The sequence below is a fragment of the Drouetiella sp. genome (assembly GCF_059504425.1).
In genome coordinates, this window is the sequence record NZ_JCACIN010000047.1 from 15,027 (window position 1) to 35,249 (window position 20,223).

The 20,223-nt window shown below is 48.8% G+C and carries 19 protein-coding genes and 1 pseudogene; 13 read left to right on the forward strand and 7 right to left on the reverse strand.

The genetic code is table 11. The features are described from left to right. Positions 1-12 precede the first annotated feature (12 nt). The 5 genes from AC5JMP_RS12220 (at position 13) to AC5JMP_RS12240 (ending at position 7,700) form a co-directional block, all read left to right on the forward strand. Positions 13-600, forward strand: coding sequence for an NADH-quinone oxidoreductase subunit J (locus AC5JMP_RS12220; RefSeq protein ID WP_495851746.1), 588 nt, complete (start codon positions 13-15; stop codon positions 598-600). 20 nt (positions 601-620) lie between these two features. Continuing rightward, positions 621-926: an NADH-quinone oxidoreductase subunit NuoK gene (gene nuoK / locus AC5JMP_RS12225; RefSeq protein WP_495851747.1), complete on the forward strand. Its 306-nt coding sequence runs from the start codon at positions 621-623 to the stop codon at positions 924-926. A 379-nt stretch (positions 927-1,305) separates the two neighbouring features. Beyond that, positions 1,306-3,369 carry a GAF domain-containing sensor histidine kinase gene (locus AC5JMP_RS12230; RefSeq protein WP_495851748.1) on the forward strand — a complete coding sequence of 688 codons (2,064 nt, stop codon included), beginning with the start codon at positions 1,306-1,308 and terminating at the stop codon, positions 3,367-3,369. A 19-nt stretch (positions 3,370-3,388) separates the two neighbouring features. Beyond that, a complete protein-coding gene (locus AC5JMP_RS12235; protein ID WP_495851749.1) occupies positions 3,389-7,240 on the forward strand; it encodes a PAS domain S-box protein in 3,852 nt (1,283 codons plus the stop codon). Positions 7,241-7,322: 82 nt separating this feature from the next. After that, the gene (locus AC5JMP_RS12240) at positions 7,323-7,700 is read left to right on the forward strand and encodes a response regulator transcription factor (RefSeq protein WP_495851750.1); all 378 of its coding nucleotides are present in this window, start codon (positions 7,323-7,325) and stop codon (positions 7,698-7,700) included. A 6-nt stretch (positions 7,701-7,706) separates the two neighbouring features. On the opposite strand, the gene AC5JMP_RS12245 is transcribed toward AC5JMP_RS12240, so the two are convergent. From AC5JMP_RS12245 to AC5JMP_RS12265, 5 genes are all read right to left on the reverse strand, one after another. Next, a complete protein-coding gene (locus tag AC5JMP_RS12245) occupies positions 7,707-9,941 on the reverse strand; it encodes a glycosyltransferase (protein WP_495851751.1) in 2,235 nt (744 codons plus the stop codon). Next, entirely contained in the window at positions 9,938-11,299 is a 1,362-nt protein-coding gene (locus tag AC5JMP_RS12250) for a 2Fe-2S iron-sulfur cluster-binding protein (protein ID WP_495851752.1), read from the reverse strand. The genes AC5JMP_RS12245 and AC5JMP_RS12250 overlap by 4 nt, the downstream gene beginning before the upstream one ends. A gap of 92 nt (positions 11,300-11,391) precedes the next feature. Continuing rightward, on the reverse strand, positions 11,392-12,087 hold the full coding sequence (locus AC5JMP_RS12255) for a DUF4079 domain-containing protein (protein ID WP_495851753.1): 696 nt from the start codon (positions 12,085-12,087) through the stop codon (positions 11,392-11,394). Positions 12,088-12,271: 184 nt separating this feature from the next. Next, positions 12,272-12,631 (reverse strand): hypothetical protein, encoded by a 360-nt coding sequence (locus AC5JMP_RS12260; protein ID WP_495851777.1) that lies wholly within the window; start codon positions 12,629-12,631, stop codon positions 12,272-12,274. A gap of 248 nt (positions 12,632-12,879) precedes the next feature. Then, complete coding sequence (locus tag AC5JMP_RS12265; RefSeq protein ID WP_495851754.1) at positions 12,880-13,470, reverse strand: Crp/Fnr family transcriptional regulator; 591 nt, start codon at positions 13,468-13,470, stop codon at positions 12,880-12,882. A gap of 181 nt (positions 13,471-13,651) precedes the next feature. Here AC5JMP_RS12265 and AC5JMP_RS12270 point away from each other — a divergent pair, with 181 nt between their 5' ends. The 3 genes from AC5JMP_RS12270 to AC5JMP_RS12280 all read left to right on the forward strand — a co-directional run bounded on the left by AC5JMP_RS12270 (position 13,652) and on the right by AC5JMP_RS12280 (position 16,302). Next, positions 13,652-14,134, forward strand: coding sequence for a DUF2721 domain-containing protein (locus tag AC5JMP_RS12270; protein WP_495851755.1), 483 nt, complete (start codon positions 13,652-13,654; stop codon positions 14,132-14,134). 149 nt (positions 14,135-14,283) lie between these two features. Next, a complete protein-coding gene (locus AC5JMP_RS12275; protein ID WP_495851756.1) occupies positions 14,284-15,690 on the forward strand; it encodes an NB-ARC domain-containing protein in 1,407 nt (468 codons plus the stop codon). Between the two features lie 222 nt (positions 15,691-15,912). Beyond that, positions 15,913-16,302, forward strand: coding sequence for a hypothetical protein (locus AC5JMP_RS12280; RefSeq protein ID WP_495851757.1), 390 nt, complete (start codon positions 15,913-15,915; stop codon positions 16,300-16,302). A gap of 57 nt (positions 16,303-16,359) precedes the next feature. Here AC5JMP_RS12280 and AC5JMP_RS12285 read toward each other — a convergent pair whose 3' ends face one another. Both AC5JMP_RS12285 and AC5JMP_RS12290 read right to left on the reverse strand, forming a co-directional pair. Further along, positions 16,360-16,551, reverse strand: a complete 192-nt coding sequence (locus AC5JMP_RS12285) for a hypothetical protein (protein WP_495851758.1) — start codon at positions 16,549-16,551, stop codon at positions 16,360-16,362. Positions 16,552-16,599: 48 nt separating this feature from the next. Then, positions 16,600-17,118, reverse strand: a pseudogene (locus AC5JMP_RS12290) (IS256 family transposase); the annotation flags it as partial. Between the two features lie 151 nt (positions 17,119-17,269). On the opposite strand from AC5JMP_RS12290, the gene AC5JMP_RS12295 reads away from it, so the two are divergent. The 5 genes from AC5JMP_RS12295 (at position 17,270) to AC5JMP_RS12315 (ending at position 20,210) form a co-directional block, all read left to right on the forward strand. Further along, positions 17,270-17,473, forward strand: a complete 204-nt coding sequence (locus AC5JMP_RS12295; RefSeq protein ID WP_495851759.1) for a hypothetical protein — start codon at positions 17,270-17,272, stop codon at positions 17,471-17,473. Between the two features lie 62 nt (positions 17,474-17,535). Then, entirely contained in the window at positions 17,536-18,309 is a 774-nt protein-coding gene (locus tag AC5JMP_RS12300) for an MOSC domain-containing protein (RefSeq protein ID WP_495851760.1), read from the forward strand. Between the two features lie 74 nt (positions 18,310-18,383). Then, on the forward strand, positions 18,384-18,773 hold the full coding sequence (locus tag AC5JMP_RS12305) for a RidA family protein (protein ID WP_495851761.1): 390 nt from the start codon (positions 18,384-18,386) through the stop codon (positions 18,771-18,773). 188 nt (positions 18,774-18,961) lie between these two features. Beyond that, the gene (locus tag AC5JMP_RS12310) at positions 18,962-19,738 is read left to right on the forward strand and encodes a cysteine hydrolase family protein (RefSeq protein ID WP_495851762.1); all 777 of its coding nucleotides are present in this window, start codon (positions 18,962-18,964) and stop codon (positions 19,736-19,738) included. Positions 19,739-19,757: 19 nt separating this feature from the next. After that, entirely contained in the window at positions 19,758-20,210 is a 453-nt protein-coding gene (locus AC5JMP_RS12315; protein WP_495851763.1) for a cupin domain-containing protein, read from the forward strand. The last annotated feature ends 13 nt before the right edge of the window (positions 20,211-20,223 follow it).

Below are 20,223 nucleotides of genomic sequence, written 5' to 3' on the forward strand. Positions count from 1 at the left end.
GGAGAGTGAGCTGTGAATCTAGCGGATGGGGTTCAACTGGTTTCGTTTGGTATCTTGGCGCTGATGATGATTGGCGCAGCTCTGGGGGTTGTGCTGCTAGCTAATATTGTGTACTCAGCCTTTCTATTAGGGCTGGTGTTCATCAGCATGTCGGGGCTTTATATCCTTCTGAATGCTGGATTTGTGGCGGCGGCTCAGATCTTGATCTATGTCGGAGCCGTCAGTGTCCTTATCCTGTTTGGCATCATGCTGGTGAACAAGCGAGAGGATTATGTGCCTGTTCCCAATGCCTGGATCGGTACGGTAGCGACCGCTAGTGTCTGTACAGGACTGTTTGCGCTACTCAGCACCATGATATTGGCTACGCCTTGGGCAATTTCTAGCGCAGTGCCCGTTGGCGATGGCGCTGTTGTGGTGATCGGCAAGCATTTCTTCACCGATTTCTTGTTGCCGTTCGAGCTTGTTTCTGTGCTGCTGCTAATGGCGTTGGTAGGGGCGATCGTCCTAGCGCGACGCGACTTCTTCCCTGAGCAGACTGAGGCTGAGCAGCTCACCTTACCTGAGCGTCCTAGAGAACTGGTTTCTGGTAGTCAAAAGTAGGCTAGGCAAAAGTAGATTCTATGCAACTCCAATACTTTCTCATTCTTGCCGCAGCGCTATTTTGCATTGGCATTTTTGGTCTGGTCACGAGCCGTAACGCAATTCGGGTGCTGATGTCGATCGAGCTATTGCTAAACTCCGTCAATTTGAACCTGATGGCGTTCTCCAATTACCTCGATCCAGAAGACATTAAGGGTCAGGTGTTTGCGGTGTTTGTAATTTCGATCGCGGCGGCTGAAGCGGCGGTGGGTTTGGCGATCGTTCTCACCATTTACCGGAACCGCGACACGGTAGACATGGAGCAGTTTAATCTGCTGAAGTGGTAGTTGTATCTCTGATGAGTTGATGTAACGAAGCTGCCTGAAGAACCTGAAAAAAGCTTGTTTCCAGCTCAAAATAGTTTGAGCTGGAAACAAGCTTTTATCCGAGACACGTTTGACAGCTCCTAGACTCAGTAAATCGCAAGGTCATCTCATTTATTTAGAGCTGGATTTCAAAGGCGCAGTGCGCCTTTGAAATCCAGCTCTCTAGGGTTTTGGGGTATGCGGAGCGCACTCCAAAACCCTAATTTGCAATCTACTAAAACTGTCTGTTGAGATCAAAGGAATAAATTAGGGCATTCTAATCCCAGTTAGGAAATCGTGGTGTCAATGTCCTGGTGATGCCCGACCTTCCTAGCTGTCGTGTCAGTGACACCTATTTTCCATGTCTCCGATTAACCTTAAAAAATTCTATAGCAAGCCAGAAGTGCGATCGCTGCTTCAAGGATTGATAGGGGTTCTCGATATTGCGATCGCTATTGAGGAAATCAATGGGAAGACGTTAGTTAGTGTTGGGAAGCAAACTGTAAATCACCGATACCCGATCGAAGTATCGGAGCAAGTTATTGGCTGGGTATTGGGGGAGGAGAAAGCAGCTCTCGTTGCCACATTGCTATCTTTCCTGGCAAAGCAGGAATTTGAGAAGAAAGAACTCGCTAGAGAGCTGTTGGAGCGGTATCAGGAAATTGATTTATTTGAGGATATCTCAACTCAGCTCACAACCAGTTTAGATACTCAGCAAATTGCCCAACTTGTACTGCAAGAAATTCATCAGCTAATCGAGTCCTCTGCGGGCATCATCCTGCTGCTAAAACCCAATGCTCTCAATCCAGACGAAGCATCCTTTGAAATCATTGCTGAATTTGGACAATTTTTCGATCGCCCGCTTGAATTGGGTCAGGGAATTATCGGCGATGTTGTTCAATCGGGTCGAGCAGAGTTGGTCAATGATATTCAAATTGATCCGCGATCGCGAGGGCAAGAAAACATCAGAGCATTAATTTGTGCGCCGCTGCGAGCCAAGGAACGCATCCTGGGAGCGATCGCCATTGGTTCGCAGAATCCTGATGCCTATGCGGCTGAACACCTCAGGCTAGTCAGCATTTTTGCTTCTCAAACGGCAGTCGCCATCGAAAAGGCTTTGCTGTACGAGCAAAGCTGTCAGGCGGCAGTCCAGGCAAAAGCTCAAGCCGATCGGCTGCAACAGGCGGTTAAAGATTTACAGCTCGCGCAGACTCAGCTGATTCAGAGCGAGAAGATGTCTAGTTTGGGGCAGCTGATTGCTGGAGTCGCCCATGAAATTAATAACCCTGTCAACTTCATTTGTGGCAATGTCAAGTACGTTGCCCAGTACGCGACAGAGTTAATGCAGTTGCTTCAGGATTATCAAAAAAACTTTCCGGTTGCTCCTGCCGATCTGCAATCTCAAATAGACAATATTGACCTGGAATTTCTCATGCAGGATCTACCAAAACTGCTGAATTCCATGAAGCTGGGCACCGATCGCATTGTTGAAATTGTGCAATCGCTCAAGAACTTTTCCCGCCTTGATGAAGCGGAAATGAAAGCCGTTAATATTCACGAAGGCATTGATGTGACGCTGATGATTCTGCGTCACCAGCTCAAAGGAACTGCCTATTGTCCTGCGATCGAAATTGTTAAAGAATATGGGGAACTACCTCTAGTTGAATGCTATCCCGGTCAGTTGAATCAGGTGTTTATGAACATCTTGGTAAACGCTATTGATGCACTGGAAGAGAACATCAAGAGACGCGAGAACCAAACATCTACCGCTATTTCTCCACATCCCATACCCACCATTCAAATTCGTACCGAATCTCTCAATGATGAGTGGGTTGTCGTTCATATTACCGACAATGGTTCAGGAATGCCAGAAGCGGTAATTCGGCGTATTTATGACCCCTTTTTTACGACAAAAGAGATTGGCAAGGGCACCGGGTTGGGCATGGCAATCAGCTATCAGCTGGTTGTGGAAAAGCATCGAGGAATGCTCAAGTGTCGTTCGCAACCGGGCGAGGGAACTGAGTTCTGGATTCAGATCCCGGTGAAATGTCCGGTGAAGGGCGCAACTGCAAATCTGGCTGAAGGAAACACGGCTGAAGGAAACACGGCTGAAGGAAACACGGCTGAAGGGCAAAGCGATCCGATCGCCATTCCAAATGAAGAAGCACCACAGCACTTTGAGTCACCCGCTGCCCATGATCTCAGGGACTTTATTTCATCTACGGCTCCGCCGCTTCAATCCTCTGACCTGCTGTTTCGCCATATTCAGCTGATTCAGCGACTCTCGCAACACCATCCAGGGGTTGAGGATGCATCTCCTGCGCAGATTTACCAGATGTTTCAACACAATCCAATTTCGTTGAAGCTCTATACCACCTTATTGCTCCAGTTTTACTGTCCCAATCCTATTCATCCACTTAACTAACAAACTCTTAACTAGAACAATGACTCATCAAACTATTACTTTAGATGCCGCAATCTATCAAGCAACAACGCAAGAACTTGCGCTCCTGCGTCAGCGAGTGATGGAGTTGGAAGCTGCCTCTGCTGAGCCTTCTGCTGAATCATCCGCTGCCTTTCTAGAAGTGGAAAACTTCTTCAAGCTATCCTTGGATATGCTGTGCATTGTGACGATCGACGGCTATTTCAAGCTGCTCAATCCATCCTGGGAAGAAACTCTGGGATTTACCTTAGAAGAACTCTATGCCCATCCCTTTATCGAATTTGTCCATCTGGAAGACTGCGAAGCGACGATCGCGGTCGTCGAGCAATTAAAAGAACAGCCCACATTAGTTAACTTTGAGAATCGCTACCGCTGTAAGGATGGATCTTATAAATGGCTGACCTGGACTTCCGTATTTTTGGATGAGCGTCAGCTGATTTATGCCGTTGCCCGCGACATTACAGACTACAAGCGATCGCAAGCAGCCCTGTGCCAGAGCGAGCAATACAACCGTCAGCTCTTTGAAGCAAGCCCGGTTGGTCTCGTACTCTCTCGGATGGACGGGACAATAATTGATGCCAATCCTGCCCTAGCTGCGATCATGGGACGCACTGTCCCAGAGATGTTGCAATTGACTTGTTGGGAGATTACCCCCGAACAGTATGTCGCCGCCGAACAAGCCGTACTTGAGGAACTGGAACAAACCGGGCGCTACAAATCCTACGAAAAGGAATATATCCATAAAGACGGACATCGGGTTGCAGTCCGGCTGTCTGGGCTGCTGATCGAACAGGGTGGAGAATGTTTGATCTGGTCTAGTGTTGAAGATATCAGCGATCTCAAGCTGGCTCAACAGGAACGCCAGCAAACTGAACAAACCTTGCAACAGAGTGAAGAGCGGTATCGCTCTCTGGTCAAAACGACTTCGCAAATTGTCTGGGTGAGTACACCCGAAGGACACTGCTTTGACGTAGCAGACTGGATCGCTTACTCCGGACAAAGTGAAGCAGAGGCTAAGGGATTGGGTTGGCTAGATGCCCTTCATCCTGACGATCGCCTTCATGCTAGCGAAGTTTGGACGGCGGCTACGACAAGCCTCGCCCTCTATGAAGTTGAATACCGGATTCGAGCTAAGGATGGAACCTATCGTGACTTTTTTGTCTGCGGTGCTCCCGTTTTAGAACAGGATGGCAGCATTCGAGAATGGGTGGGTACCTGTACTGATATCACCGATCGCAAGCTGGCAGAACAGATCCTCCAACAAAGCGAAGAACGGTATCGGTTCCTGATTTCCGCAATGGCTCAAATCGTCTGGGATACAAAGGCAGAAGGTGAATTTGTTACAGAGCAACCGGGTTGGAGCCAATTCACCGGACAGAATTTTGAGCAGTTGAAAGGCTGGGGATGGTTAGATGCCATCCATCCTGACGATCGCGCCCATACCGCAGAAGTTTGGTTAGCCGCTTTTACTACGCGATCGCTCTATGCAGTAGAACACCGTCTCCGCCGCCACGATGGTCAATACCGCCACATGAGCGTACGGGCAGTGCCTGTGATCGAATCAGATGGCAGCACTCGCGAGTGGATTGGTGCCCATACCGACATTCACGATCGCAAGGTAGCAGAAGCCGAAAATCAGCGGCTATTAAATATGTTGAATCATTCCAGCGATGCGATTATTGTGCGGGATATGACCGACAAAATTTTGTACTGGAATCAGGGTGCAGAACGTCTCTACGGCTGGGTGCGAGAGGAAGTAAAAGATCAACCTATTCACTCCTTTCTCCATACCATCTTCCCGCAACCTGTCGAACAAATTCAGGCACAGTTGCTCCAACAGGGCACTTGGGAGGGTGAATTGCAGCATACCTCCCGCAACGAACGATCGCTCACAGTTCAGAGCCGCTGGACGTTGCAACGCGATTCTTCCGGTCAGCCTTGTGCTCTGCTGGAAATCAATACCGACATTACGGCTCGAAAACAAACCGAGATTGCCCTACGGCAGCTCAATCAAGAGCTAGAAGCCAGAGTCATCGATCGAACAGCAGCGCTACAAAATACCCTGGCGGAGGCACAGGGATTAAATGCCATTCTGGATAATCTAGCAGATGGATTGTTAGTGACAGATACTGAAGGGCAGATTACTCACTCCAATCCTGCCTTCTTAGCCATGTATGGGCTGATTGCCTCCAACTTAAAAGGACAATGCCGAGAGCTACCCGTATCTGGATTAGCAGAGCTTGTAGAAAAGACTCAATCCCATCCTCAAGAAGTATTTACGGCTGAAGTGGATTTGGCGAAAAACCGCATTGGTCAAGCAGTAGCCACGACCATTTTCAAAAAAGCGTCTGCTGAGCCATCATCCACCTGCTTCGGTTCTGCTCTGTTGATCCGCGATGTGACGGCAGAAAAAGAAATCGACAAGATGAAAACCGACTTTATTTCTACCGTTTCTCATGAGCTGCGAACCCCGCTCACGTCAGTGCTGGGGTTTGCCTCCATTATCAAAGAAAAGCTAGAAAACGATATTTTTCCCATTCTAACTACGGAAGACCGCAAGCTTCAAAAAACGATTAAACGAGTCAATGATAACCTCAATATCATCGTGTCGGAAGCAGAACGACTGACCTCTTTGATCAACGATGTGCTGGATATTGCCAAAATGGAAGCGGGTAAAGTGGAGTGGCAAATGCAGCCGCTTGATCCTGTGGAGTTAGTCGAGTGGGCAACCAACTCTACAGCATCTTTGTTTGAAACGAGTAGGTTGCAGATGGTTAACGAGATCGATGCCGAACTGCCGCAAATTATGGGCGATCGCAACCGTTTGCTGCAAGTCTTAATCAACCTCATTTCTAACGCGGTGAAATTTACAGAAGCGGGGACAGTCACCTGTCAGGTTAGACAAGAGAGCAGCGGCGTTTGTATCAGCATCAGCGATACAGGCGTTGGCATTGCCCCAGAAGACCAGCCCAAGGTGTTTGAGAAATTCCGGCAGGTGGGTGATACGCTGACCGACAAACCCAAAGGCACCGGATTGGGGTTACCGATCTGCAAACAAATTGTTGACCACCATGGCGGCAAAATCTGGGTTGAAAGTGAGACGGGCAAAGGCAGTAAGTTCTCGTTTGTCATTCCAACTTGTGCTGCCGATCATAAAACAACTGATAAACTCAATTTGGATGCGCTGGTTAAGCAGCTTAAAGAACATGTCACGACCACAACGACAACACTAGATGAAAGCCGAAAAACGATTTTGGTTGTTGATGACGATACCAACATTCGGGAACTGCTGCGTCAACAGCTAGAGAACGAAGGCTACAACGTCCGCGAGGCAAAAGACGGCATGGATGCGATTCAGCAGATCAAATCTGCCCGCCCCGATCTGATTCTTCTGGATGTCATGATGCCTCAAATTAACGGCTTCGACGTGGCGGCTGTACTCAAGCATGATCCTGAAACCGCAGATATCCCCATCATCATCTTATCGATCGTAGAGAACAAGGAACGCGGTTATCACATTGGTATCGATCGCTATCTCACCAAACCGATCGACACAGAGAAGCTGCTCAACGAAATTGGCTCACTGCTATCTCAAGGGACTTCCAGCAAAAAGGTGTTAGTGGTGGATCAGAATGCCTCCACCTTGAAAGTTTTGTCCGATGTATTGCAAACCCAAGGGTACAACGTCTTAGAAGCTTCTGATCCTCAAGAGTGCATTAACAAAGCCCTGACTGCCAAACCTGACATGATCATTATTGATTCTATTCTCTCGCAGGAAGCGGATTTAATGAAGACGCTGCGGTTTGAGAAGGGACTAGAAAATGTCTTCTTTGTCATGCTGTCCGATCGCTAATCTTTGGTTTTCTTGTCCTCAAGTTTGGCTTAAGGGCGGCTTATTTCATTCTCAAATCTGTAGCACTAAATTTGGAACCGTTATGTCACAGAAAATTTTGATTGTTGATGACGAACCCAATATTTTGATCCTGATGGAGCAAGCTTTAGAAGCCTTGGAAGACGAAGGAGTTGAGCTACTGACCGCCAGAAATGGCGAAGAAGCCCTCGCAACAATTCAAGCTGAAAACCCAAACCTTGTTTTTCTGGACGTGATGATGCCTAAGATGAGCGGTCTAGAAGTCTGCCACACCGTTAAACATGATTTAAAGCTGACAGATGTTTACATCGTGATGTTGACGGCTAAGGGACAAGAATTTGACAAGCAAAAGGGAATTGATGTCGGCGCTGATCTTTACCTGACTAAGCCTTTTCGTCCCAAAGAGGTGCTTGAAAAGGCAAAGCAAGTCTTGGGGTCTTGAGAAAAGCTAACTCTGAGTGACTGCGATCGCACTCAACTCCGGCTTGCGACCAAATACAATCCGGGGTTGCAGCAAAATTCTGAATAGCAGCCAAAGCGATCGAAATTCTCCAGGCGCACAGCGGCTTTTCCATTGCCCTGGACGGCAAAATAGCAGTTCCACCAGTTGCCGATGCTGGCTTAAGTCGAGCGCGTCAAACGTAATTTGCACAGCTCGGAATTCGCCCTGCCAGCTACAGTCCGTTATTTTCCCTGGAAGGATCAGGTTGTCCTCCATTAGGTTGACTTGAACAGATGGAGCGATCATCGAGATCTCTGAAAGGTGAGGCTGCGTCAGGACAATTTGCGCCCCGACTTCGGAAAGTAGAGTCGTTACGCCCCAAAAGTCTTGGTCGCCGACCCGTAGCTTCACAGTGCGTCGCAGCTTAAACCATTCGTGGGCGGACAAGCGAGGGACATCAATCAAAATTAGCAGCGAGACGCTCAGCATCAGCAGGTTGTAGAAGCTCCAAACCAGCCCTAAATCTAGCCCCTTTAGCCGCTCCGCAATCTCTTGGGGAATGTTGGGCTGACCCATGCCATTCATCGTATAGGTACCCAAGTTGAGCCACAGGCTAAGGGCTGAAGCGACAAACATTGCAATGAGGGGTAGAGCCAGCCGCCAGTTGAAGGTGAAGCGATCGCTCGTCCCGCCTTTAGGAGTGACATTAAACCCCTTGCTGAACGGATTCAACATCACCTGAACGACCGTGATTGCTAACGGAAAACACAATATCAAGGAGTAAATATCTGCCAGCAATGCCGAACGAGAGCGATCGTTTAGCCAGGATGTTGCCGTGATTTGCACGAGATAGTACGGCAGGAAATAATAGAGAGCATCGGCAGGCGTTGCGCGGATGGGAATGACCCCTAAAAACGCATAAGCTAGCGGAATCAGCAAGAACCCCAAACGGGAAATACTGGTGAACCAATGAAGTAATCCTTCCAGATGTGCCAGACGCTGAAGGGGACGCAAGCCACGAATGGTGAGGGGATTAGCCGTAATAAAAAAGGCTTGCAGCGTTCCCTGCGCCCAGCGGAGACGTTGCAGAGCCAAAGCCGCAACATTTTCAGCCGCTAGACCAGCACTCAGCTTTTCGTTCAAATACACCAAGCGATAGCCCTGGGCAGACAGGCGAATTCCAGTGAAGTAATCTTCGCTGAGGGATTCTGTGAAAAAGCCGCCGATTTCTGCAAGCGCCGATCGCCTCACCACAAAAGAGGTACCCGAACAAATCACCCCACCTGCGGCATCTCGAAAGGGTTGAATTTGCCGATAAAAGACTTCTTCTTCGGGCGTGAGGACATCTTCCAATCCCAGATTTCGGGCAACCGGATCGGCATTATAGAAAGTCTGTGGCGTCTGGACGAGCGCCACTTGAGAGTCTTGAAAAAAGCCGACAGTGCGGCTCAAGAAATTTTGGGTAGGGATAAAATCTGCGTCGAAGATAACCAGCAATTCACCCTGAGTCTGGGAAATCGCGTGATTGAGGTTCCCCGCTTTGGCGTGACGATTATCCGATCGCGTTATGTACTCACACCCTAACTCTGCTGCTAGCGCCTTAATTTCAGGGCGGCGAGTGTCGTCTAGCAGATAAATCGTTTTGCGGGGATAGTAGAGTGCCTGACAGCCGATCACCGTTCGCCGCAAAATAAATTCTGGCTCATTGTAGGTGGGGATGAAAACATCGACTGTGGGTATGAAAGAACCACTCAGGACATTGATAGAGGACTGATCGGCTTCAAGTCTTCGATCGCGCACCCGAAACAATAAAACAAGCTGAATCATACTGCTGATTAACAGCAATAGCTCCAGCAGAAATAGCCCCAGGCTAAAGACCCCATTTAGCGGTGTTGAAAGATTAAGCGTCGAGAGCGATCGCCAGATTAGATACCGCACCGTCAACACCAGCAAAATGCCGACAACTAGCGATCGCGACCAGGGCTGAGGGCGAGGTGAAATCTTCGTGATCAGGAATACGCCCAGCATTAGCGCCACAGCCCAAAACAGCAGGTAATGCACCAGTATCATGGGCACTTCAAGCCACATGGGCGGCTGTTCCTGCAAGGTATTGAGCTGCTGAAAAATCATGCTAATCGTGCCCTGCCCCATGAACCAGGCGGCAGCGATCGCCCCTGACAGCAGCACGGTGACGAACATAACCAGCGTTGCAATTCGGAAGCGGGACAGGGTTTCGCTCATAAATCAAGCACAATGGCAGTCTTAGGCTGGGCAATACAAATTAAAACGGAGCCTTCATCTGGAGTGCCAACAGGCGGTTGCACATAAGTGACTTCTCCAGATTCAAGGCGACACATACAGGTCAGGCAAATGCCCTGACGGCAGCTATAGGCGGGTTCCAGACCATTCGCTTCAGCACACTCTAGAATTGTGCCATCTTCAGGTTGCCAAGTCAGCGTTGTGCCAGACTGGGCAAAAACGATCTCGGCACTTTGCCCATCATCCTGCAATTGAGGGGGCATGAGCATAGAACCCGCTTTTTTCCCTCCCCCAAACACTTCGTAAAATATCCGATGCTCAGGAATGCCTAGCGCGTTGAACCCCTCTCGGAGTGACTGTAAGAAGGGAGCAGAGCCGCAGATATAGTACTCGACTGAATTGGGAGCATCCACCTCCCTAGAAACCACGTCATCAATGAGAGCCGCATCGACGTAGCCTGTGCTATGGTAACGTCCCAAATCCTCAGAGCGGGGACGGCTATATCTAAAATGCACATTGAGATTAGGATTCTGGCGAGCAGATTCCAGCACCTCATCGTGAAAAGCATGAAAAGCACCATCTCTTGCACCGTGGATAAACCAGAGGGGGCGATCGCTCTTCAGAAGACCACAGGCTTTGATCATGCTCATCATGGGCGTGATCCCTACACCGTTACTGATCAAAACAGCCGGAGAGGACTGCGCTAGATCTAGAAAAAACTTACCGCTGGGGGGCTTCGCCTGAATTACAGAACCTTCCTGCACCTGATCATGCATGAAATTTGAGGCTAGACCCGGCGGCACATCCACACTAGACATCGCCTCTCGCTTGATAGAGAGGCGATAGTATTGGCAGGAATTAGTTTTGTCCTTGGCATAATCTGAGAGTGAATAGGTACGAATCGTGGGTTTTTTCTGCCCCGGAATATCGAGCCTGATGGTCAGAAATTGCCCCGGTTGAAAGTCAGGAATTGCAGCCTGATCTTCTGGCTGAAGATAGAACGAGGTAATATCTTGGCTCTCTCTAACCTTGCGAACCACGACAAAGTTTCTCCAGTCTGTGTTTCTCCAGTCTGCCCAGGAATTGCCGCCTGTCTCGACGCTAGCCGTAGGTTTCTCAGCCGCGTTAGGACGAGCCACGGCTCCTAGCACCGCACCACAGCCCAGGCTAATCAACGAGGTTGTGAAAGCAAATTTTTGAGCAGCTTCGTCCTTAGGCTTAATAAAGCCCACCCCTATTCCCGACAGAATGGTGGCGATCGAAAACAGAGCAGCAGCGCCTGTCACCGCCCGAACAACTGGATTTTTGACGGTATTTCTGATAGTTCCGACTTCAACCATAGAATCTCTTTAAGCCGGGATGATGAATAGATCAGAGCAGTAGGGTTAAGTCAAAATCAGGAGGGCATTGCTTAATAACGGCTAATCGTGGCTCAAGGACATTTTTTGCCCACAAAGTCGCACTTATAGACGAATGGCTCTTGCCAGCTTAGGGGAATCTCCAGTAGATCTCGTGTTCCGGTCAATCCTTGCCCAATGAAAAGGAGTAAGGCAAATGAGTTGAGAATAATATGAGCCGTACGCCAGCGATTGCTTTTGTCTTGATAAATATCTCGAATAACTGCCAGGGAGAAAATCATCAGCAGCGCAGCCGCTATCCCATAATAGTAATGCGAAATATACCACTCATTGGTTCGACGAAAAATCTCTGGTTGACATCCCAGGAGAACCAGTCCCATACCTGTGAGAGTAGCAAATATTCCTCGCCAAATTTTCGGCTCAGCACGATACAGAAGAATAAGAGAGGCGATCGTCGCCGCAAAAATTAGCCCCACGAACCCAACTCGGAAAGGTTCTTTTACCCAAACCTGCTCTTCTATGATTTTGAGAAAAATTTCATGCCCTAATCCCAGTAAAGCAAGCGCCACCACTGATCCGCTGAGCCATCGCCCTAGCTTCACATGCTCTGGCCCAACTGCGGGTGAAACCTTACTTTTATTGCCAGATGACAGCTCCTGACGACGTTTGCGAACTCCCAAGGCTCGGCTTACAACGTTGCCAATGAGGGGATAGACGACAACAATTGCGATCGCTGGATGTAACAGCAATAAAATATCTTTGGTATCCATTTTGTTCCTCCGTGATGAGTGAACACGTAATAAATAGACAATTGTGTTGACTGAAAATCAAAAATCTGGAGGAACAACAACAAGTATCTTAAGCCAAGTGAATAGGGCTGATTGCCTGAGGTGTATTACCTAAGATTTTGTACTCGATGGAAGTCAGCACAAAATCTCAGGCAATTTGTCAAAACTATCTCACTTCATTGGCTGGGAATTGAGCCACTTTACCTTTAGCGACAGCGACCACTACATCAAAATGGGAACAGTAGGAAAAAGTAACATCATTAGTTTTGCTGTACAGATTGACAACCGTACCAGCGCCTCCGGGCTGAATCCCGATCGGGTCAAGCTCACCATAAAAGAAACGCCGAAGCTGATCACCACTACCCACTTGACCTTTACTCTTCGTGATCAAATCAATCTTTTGTTGAACAGTCATTTCTTGAGCTGATGCCTGAACCAAGGCAGGGTTGACCACCTTGAGAGGAGCATCCCAAACCGTCACAAGACCTGCCAGTGAAATACCTAAGAGTACAGAAGCCAACTTCATGATGGAAACCTTTTGATTGATTTTTGACTGATTTTTGACTAATGGTGAGAGCGTTTGAACCGTTAAGTACGAACTCGCTGGGAAGCAGATTATAGGCTCAGGCACATAATTTCTATGATTGAAATCAATTTGCAACCTTTCTTTATTGGATCGCTTACAGATTAGAGTTTTGGGATTAGGTTTGGTGGTGGCTGTGCCACCACCAAACCTAATTTGCAAAAGGTCTATTGAGGCTCTACAAACCAGACCTACAAGAACTGCACCATGCGCCTTTGTCGAGCAATCACCCCTTCTTCTTCTAGCTGGGTCAGGGCGCGAGATAAAGCCTCAGGCGTAAGGGCTAAATCTTCAGCAATGATTCTCATAGGCTGCTCAAGCTGCACCGATCGCTGGTCAGATGAAAGCTTTAGGTAGTGCAACACGCGATTGCGCGCAGAACGAATGCTGCGTAACTCTAACAAGATTTTGGCTTGATGTAGCCGCCATGCCAGCTGTTTCATCACCTCTTCTGCCAAATCAGGTCGCTCCCGTAAAGCCGCTAGGATGGGTTGCTTGGGCAGTAAGGCGACTCGTGAGGGGGCTTCGGCGATCGCCGTACAGTCATAGAAATTAATGAATAACGCTACCTCTGCAAAACTTTCCCCGGCTCGGATACGGTAGTGATTGACAGCCTGTCCATCTGAGGTATAGTGCAATAGCTTAAGTTGTCCTGTCTCTAGCCAAAACGTGGCTTGCGCCAAGTCTCCTTTGTAAAAGAGCGCCTGTCCGCTCTCTAATTTTCGGTATTCAACTAATGCCTGTAAATCTGCTGAGAGTTGGTCTGGTCTAAAGCTATTCATCCTTTGTGTAAGCTACCTCCATAATGATCATTGCACTTGTCAGTGGGTAGGAACTGTAACAGACTGTTCATCTGAGTTAAGAATGCATCTGATTCCTGAGTTTCAGATGAAAGCCAATCGATAGCCAAATGAGAAATTGATGGGTATCTCCGGAGAAAATCGCCATCCATGCCACAAAATTATGATGAACGCTGCGGATGTTGCTAAAACAATTCAATTAATTATCGCTCCAGTTGTCTTAATTACAGCCTGTGCGCTAATTCAAAATGCTGTGCTCAGTCGATATGCTTCAGTCGGGCAATATATGCGATCGCTGGCTCTTGAACGCTTGGGGCTGCTACGTTCCGGCGAAATGGACAGCTTTCGTCAAGAGCGCTTACAGGACATCGATCGACAGATCCCGCTGCTGACCCATCGCCATCGGCTACTGCAAAACGCGGCATTGACCATTTATAGCGCCATGGCAATTTTTTTAAGCAATATGTTTGCGATCGCCCTAGCGGTTTCCCTCAGTTCTTCTGGAGCAGCCACCTTGACGCTAGCGCTATTTCTGACGGGAACAGGAGTTCTGCTGACTGGAGTTATCTTAATTTCTCTAGAGATTCGCATCTCTCATCGGGCAATTTGTTATGAGGTGGGGCGAATTTCATCCCTAAAGCAATAGCCCACAAAACAATAGCCCATACCCTAAAATCTAACGCCACTATTGGCAGCGCATTTTCCAAAATCGGAAAGTAATTGACCCGTGACACTCATGATTTTCTAAGGATGTCCCATCATGATATCGGTAACGAATTGAAAGGTCTGCCATCTATGGCTTTACCCAAAACCCGACGCTATCGCGGCTTTGTCTTAACTGCTGTAGGTCTGCAAAAGCTACAGCAGCAAATTCAGCACTTGGAAACTCAAATCAAGGTGCGGCAAAGCCCTCGATCGATCGCTGAGCGCGTTCAGTTGGCTGATCCAGACGGAATTCATCCGATTACGGTGAGGAAAATCTTGAGCGGTCGAGAAGGGGTGGATAAACGATCGATCGATCGAATCTTTCGGGTCATGCAGATTCCGTTGGAGGAACTAGACTACGCCCATGCTGAGCTATGCCGCTCTAACTCTGAGAAAGTTTCAGGCCGTTTGGAGACAAAGCGGCAAAACTGCCCGGAGTGCGAAGATTCTGTTGAAAAAACTTGTTTTTACGGACGGACTGAAGAGCTGGCGGCGCTGACTCAGAGCGATCGTCAGGTACGGCTGCTGCTCGGCATGGGAGGTATGGGAAAAACCGCGATCGCAGACCAATTCGTTAGAAAAACGCGGGCTGAATTTGAGTTTGTAGTCTGGAGATCTTTGCGTCACGCGCCCACGCTTTCGGCAATTCTTAGGGATATGCTTCAAGATCTATTAGGGAATGTGAATAAATTGCCAATTACCGTCAGGGAGCTAACGGGATTACTGATCGAAACACTGCAACAGTACCGCTGCTTACTCGTGTTAGACCATGCAAATGCTGTTTTGACCAGTCGCCTGCCACCAGAGGGGAATCAAGATCAGCAAGAAAGCAACGAAGCCTACGAAGAGTTTTTACAGATTATGGCAGCCGTGCCGCACCGTAGCTGTTTGCTGTTGACCAGCCGAGAGCATCCCAAAGTCTTAGGGGTACTCACAGAAACCCAGGCACAGGTGCTTCAGCTTACAGGATTATCGACGACGGAGATTCAGCAGATTTTTCAGGAGCAGGGAGATTTTGCGGGTTCGCTGGAAGCATGGCGATCGCTGATCGATTACTATGGCGGCAATCCGCTGATGTTGAGACAAGTCGCGACTCGCATCCAAACTTATTTTGACGGCAATATCTCAGACTATCTCAAGGATCTAGGCACCCATAACCTGGTTTTTGGCGGCTTGCGCGATCTATTGAGTTCACAATTGAGTCGGCTTTCGGCATTGGAGCGATCGCTCATCAGTCATTTAGCCTTGCAGCCAGACTGGATTTCAGTTCAGCAACTCCGTCAGACTGCCCCCTCGTCTATCGGTCAGCCCTATTTGTTAGAGCTACTAGATTCGTTGATACACCGATCGCTCCTCGATCACCAGGGTGCCTGCTTTAAGCTTCAACCTGTTGTGGCTGCCTATGTGAACGGGTTGCTGGAGTATCAAGCTGATTACGTTTCTGAAAGTCAAACTCCTAAGGCGATCGAGTTTAAAGCAAAGCGGGAAGTTGCCTAATCTAATGCGACTCAAATTAACGATAGGGGTTTCTAACTGACGCGATGTTCAATCGTAATAATATTTCGATATAGCATTACGTAATTGAGTTAGGACGGGTTATTTTTTGAGAGTCGCGTGGAGCACGACTCTCAAAAAATAACTCGTTTGATCTGAGCGCGTAGCGCTATAGCTCATCACAAGGTTAAATTTGGTATCTTTTCCCTCAGTAATGAAAGCTAAATGAAAGAACACAAAACTTTGGATTTCTACTTTGAGTGGGGCTTATATCCTTTGCGTGATGAAGAACGAAATGCTTTAGAACGTAAGGAGATAAGAGATCTCGGTTTATCTGAGGAGCTTGTACAGAGAATTCATGACCTTGCAGTTTGGCACGATTCCCGGCTCAACCCTATCTATCAAATGCTTCCTTGTCTCTGGCAGCAACAGGTATGTGATGCCTTTAACCGTGAGGCTAATGCTGTCTTTGAGGCTGTAGTAACTGCACTTCCAACTGTCAGGATTAATAGATGTTTCTCGGACATTAAAGAAGACCCAGAGCTATATGAATACCTACTGCATCCAGTACAGTTTTATAAAAGAAAGGGCATTTCAGGGTACGACCAATTATAGTTTGGTAAGTTGCCGCATCCCAACCCTTTATTGCACCAGACTATGGAGTGCGATCGGCTAGGATTGAGAGGCTGCTGGCAGCTGATGAATGATCCAGAAAACCGCAAAGACATTATGCCTTGCCTCTCCAGGCAACAGTGAAGCGGGCATAAACTCCAAGACTTCTCTAGCAGCGCGTTTGATCTTCAGCTCAGAATTGTTGATGCAGAGCTGATAAAACTGCGCATCGGTAAGATGAACATATTTCAAATCTACTTTGACAGGGTTTGTAAAGTAGTTTGTGTCAAGAGAGGAATATTACATTGGGAACCTCCCTTCAAATTCGATCGCAAAGCGATTCAAAGCAGATTTCCAATCACGAATCGGCATCGTCCATTTTTTAGAGATATGGTCGATCGCCCAGTAGATGACCTTCATGGCCGATTCATCGGAGGGGAAAGAACGGTGATTTCTTAAGACCTTACGCAGAGTCATGTTCATGGACTCAATAGCATTAGTGGTGTAGATAGCTTTACGGATGTCAGGTGGGAAGGCAAAGAAGGGAATGATCCGATTCCAGTGATTGAACCAGGATTTGCTAATGGTGGGATACTGCTTGTCCCAGCGCTCGGCAAAATCAACAAGGGCTTGCTCTGCCTCGGTTTCAGTGGCAGCCGTATAAATGGCTTTGAGGTCAGAAGCGACGGCTTTACGGTCTTTGTAGGAAACGTAACTGAGGGAGTTTCGCACCATATGGACGATACAGAGTTGCACAGTCGTCTGAGGAAAGACCGCTTCAATGGCTTCTGGAAATCCTGTCAGTCCATCCACACAGGCACGACTGATAAAAGAAGCCACCGTGATCACCTGAGCCGCGGCACCGGGCGCACCAATTTTTTTGCGATCGCTCAAATAGGCTATTGGCGCGACAAACTGAATGTTGCCTTTGGGCGCATCGCTTGCCGACCAGATATCCACCGTGCCTTGGGTGACGACAACTCCGCGCACCCGCAATTTCCACAAGCCGGAAGTAATCGGAATAGGTCGAGCATCGGTGCTGCCGAGGGCGCGAATTCACAAGCAGTGGGGTATCGATCGCCTCTATTCTTCCAAAATCTCAACCAGCCCCGACTCAGAATTGACCGATGAGAATGAGTCCTCATTCAACATTCATTCAATCCTCATGACCTGAGGAGTCAAATTTTAAGGTAGATTAACTAGGTAGATTAGCCGCCATAGCGGCCTCACAGGATCATGCCGCATCTCGCTAAGATTCTTGTCTATCCTATCAAGTCGCTGGACGGCGTAGAGGTTCCCCAAATCAGCCTTCGGGAAGGCGGAGCATTAGCGCACGATCGCGAGTTTGCCCTGCTGGATGAAAAAGGCAGGATTGTCAACGCCAAGCGTAACGCTGAGATTCACAAAATTCGCACTGCCTTTGACCTTGAGGCTCGAATGATTACGCTCTGGCTAGAAGGCAGTTCTGCAATGCAGTCCTTTCATCTCGATGGCGATCGTCCTGCTCTAGAAAGCTGGTTTTCGGATTACTTTGGGTTTCCCATCACGCTGGTACAAAACCTTCACATGGGCTTTCCAGACGACACAGAATCCTCTGGCCCAACGATCGTCAGCGTAGCGAGTTTGGAGGCGATCGCCACCTGGTTTGGCATCAGCTTAGAGGAGTCTCGCCAGCGATTTCGCGCCAATTTAGAAATTGCCGATACATCCGCCTTCTGGGAAGACCAAATCTATGATGCGGCGGGCGAAGGCATTCCCTTTCAAATTGGCGATCTAGAGCTGAAAAGCAGCCATCCCTGCCAGCGCTGCATTGTGCCTACCCGCAACCCCTGGACGGGCGATCGCACTGCCGATTTTCAAGCCAAGTTCAATGCCCATCGAGAAGCTGCTTTACCCGATGGCGTACCGCGTTCCCAGTTCAACCATTTCTACAAGCTGACCCTGAACACCACAGTTTCCCCCTCAGAAGCAGGAAAAGTTTTGCGAGTAGGCGATCGGGTGAGAGCCTAGTGCTAATCAGAGAGATCCCAGAGTCTCTCTAAAATCCAAAACCTAAAATTTTCACCTCACCCCCGGAGCCGATTGTGTTCAAACGCTTTAACCTACCCAACGACATCCTTTCTCCTGTGTCGCCCTACTGTCATGCCGTACAAGCTGGAGATTTTTTGTTTGTTACCGGGCAGCTTGCACAAGATCCGGGCACCGGAAAGATTGTCTTGGGATCGATCGAGGAGCAAACCCATCGCGTCATGAAAAATTTGCAGATGGTGCTTGATCATGCTGGCTCAGGATTCGATCGCGTCACCATGGCGCGGATCTTCCTCACGGATATTCGTGATATCGAAACCGTAAATGAGATTTACGCCTCCTACTTTAAGCCCGATGAGTTGCCGGGACGCACAACCATCGGCGTAACGGGTTTGGCAGGCATGGGCGATATTGAAATAGATCTAATTGCCTACTGCGGCTCTTAGGAATGGGGCGAGTAAGCGTTAGCAGATGGGGTGGATGGGTGGATGAGGCTTTCCTATCCCCCATCCACCCATCCGCCCCAACCCATCAGTCAATAGCTATAAACAACTAAAACAATAAGTGCCTTGTAATACTGAACGCAAACTCGTTTCAGATTACGACTGTTCTGTCTCCCGTCTCCTAATTTTCTATGACTCGATCGCTCGGAGTCCCACCCAACGCTTGGACAGTCGATGCCCAAACGGCAGACATCACCCGTCCGCCCTTGCCGCCTCGCCCGATCGTCTTGCCCACAGACACCAAAACCCTGCGGCTAGACTTGGCAAAAGCGGCAGTGCTGGTGATCGATATGCAAAACGACTTTTGCCATCCGGACGGCTGGCTGGCGCACATTGGGGTAGATGTGACTCCGGCGAGAGAGGCGATCGCCCCGCTCAAGTTCCTCTTACCAGAGCTGCGTCAAGCACAAGTGCCGATCGTCTGGCTGAACTGGGGCAACCGACCCGATTTGCTCAACATCAGCGCTGGCTTGCGTCATGTCTACAACTCCACAGGTGAAGGCGTGGGGCTGGGAGATCGATTGCCCAACGGCGCACCCGTGCTGATGAAAGAGAGCTGGGCAGCGGCTGTAGTGGATGAGTTGATTCAAGAACCCCATGACGTTTACGTCGATAAATACCGCATGAGCGGCTTCTGGGATACGCCGCTAGATAGCATTCTGCGCAATCTGGGACGCACCACCCTATTTTTTGCCGGAGTCAATGCCGATCAGTGCGTCATGGCAACGCTACAAGACGCAAATTTTTTGGGCTACGACTGCATTTTGGTAGGCGATTGCACGGCAACCACTTCGCCAGACTATTGCCTCAAAGCCACACTCTACAACGTCAATCAGTGCTTTGGTTTTGTTACAGATTCTCACGCTATTGTAGGGGCAATAGATGCGAAGGCAATAGGCGATCGCTAGACCTTTAACGGAGATTCCGATGGACACGACCTGCGTCATTCCAGTAATCAAGACTCCCAAAGACTACCAGGCATACCGCATCAGCCCAAAAGACACTAATCGACTGGCAATCGTCTTTGATCCAGTGGTAGCTAATATGTCGCTGACTTACTGCGTCGAGATTTTTGATAAAGGCGGCAAAACGCCCCCCAACCGCCATCAGCTTGCCGTAGAAATGTTCTTTGTCCTTAAGGGCGAGGGCATCGCCAACTGCGACGGAAAAATTGTGCCTATCCAGGCAGGTGACAGCATTCTTGTCCCGCCCACAGGCACCCACGGCATTGAAAACACGGGCGACGGTCGCCTTTATGCTCTGTGCATCATGGTTCCTAACGAAGACTTTGCCGAGCTGATCCGCAGCGGCGTACCCGTCGAGCTAGATGCAGAAGATATGGCGGTCTTGAAGCGATCCGATGGATGGGTGAAAAGTTAGTTAATTCGCTAAA

Coding starts and splice junctions, on each gene's coding strand:
- nuoK (WP_495851747.1), top strand. CDS start 621: ATGCAACTCCAATACTTTCTCATTCTTGCCGCAGCGCTATTTTGCATT.
- AC5JMP_RS12230 (WP_495851748.1), top strand. CDS start 1,306: ATGTCTCCGATTAACCTTAAAAAATTCTATAGCAAGCCAGAAGTGCGA.
- AC5JMP_RS12235 (WP_495851749.1), top strand. CDS start 3,389: ATGACTCATCAAACTATTACTTTAGATGCCGCAATCTATCAAGCAACA.
- AC5JMP_RS12240 (WP_495851750.1), top strand. CDS start 7,323: ATGTCACAGAAAATTTTGATTGTTGATGACGAACCCAATATTTTGATC.
- AC5JMP_RS12245 (WP_495851751.1), bottom strand. CDS start 9,941: ATGAGCGAAACCCTGTCCCGCTTCCGAATTGCAACGCTGGTTATGTTC.
- AC5JMP_RS12250 (WP_495851752.1), bottom strand. CDS start 11,299: ATGGTTGAAGTCGGAACTATCAGAAATACCGTCAAAAATCCAGTTGTT.
- AC5JMP_RS12255 (WP_495851753.1), bottom strand. CDS start 12,087: ATGGATACCAAAGATATTTTATTGCTGTTACATCCAGCGATCGCAATT.
- AC5JMP_RS12260 (WP_495851777.1), bottom strand. CDS start 12,631: ATGAAGTTGGCTTCTGTACTCTTAGGTATTTCACTGGCAGGTCTTGTG.
- AC5JMP_RS12265 (WP_495851754.1), bottom strand. CDS start 13,470: ATGAATAGCTTTAGACCAGACCAACTCTCAGCAGATTTACAGGCATTA.
- AC5JMP_RS12270 (WP_495851755.1), top strand. CDS start 13,652: ATGATGAACGCTGCGGATGTTGCTAAAACAATTCAATTAATTATCGCT.
- AC5JMP_RS12275 (WP_495851756.1), top strand. CDS start 14,284: ATGGCTTTACCCAAAACCCGACGCTATCGCGGCTTTGTCTTAACTGCT.
- AC5JMP_RS12280 (WP_495851757.1), top strand. CDS start 15,913: ATGAAAGAACACAAAACTTTGGATTTCTACTTTGAGTGGGGCTTATAT.
- AC5JMP_RS12300 (WP_495851760.1), top strand. CDS start 17,536: ATGCCGCATCTCGCTAAGATTCTTGTCTATCCTATCAAGTCGCTGGAC.
- AC5JMP_RS12310 (WP_495851762.1), top strand. CDS start 18,962: ATGACTCGATCGCTCGGAGTCCCACCCAACGCTTGGACAGTCGATGCC.
- AC5JMP_RS12315 (WP_495851763.1), top strand. CDS start 19,758: ATGGACACGACCTGCGTCATTCCAGTAATCAAGACTCCCAAAGACTAC.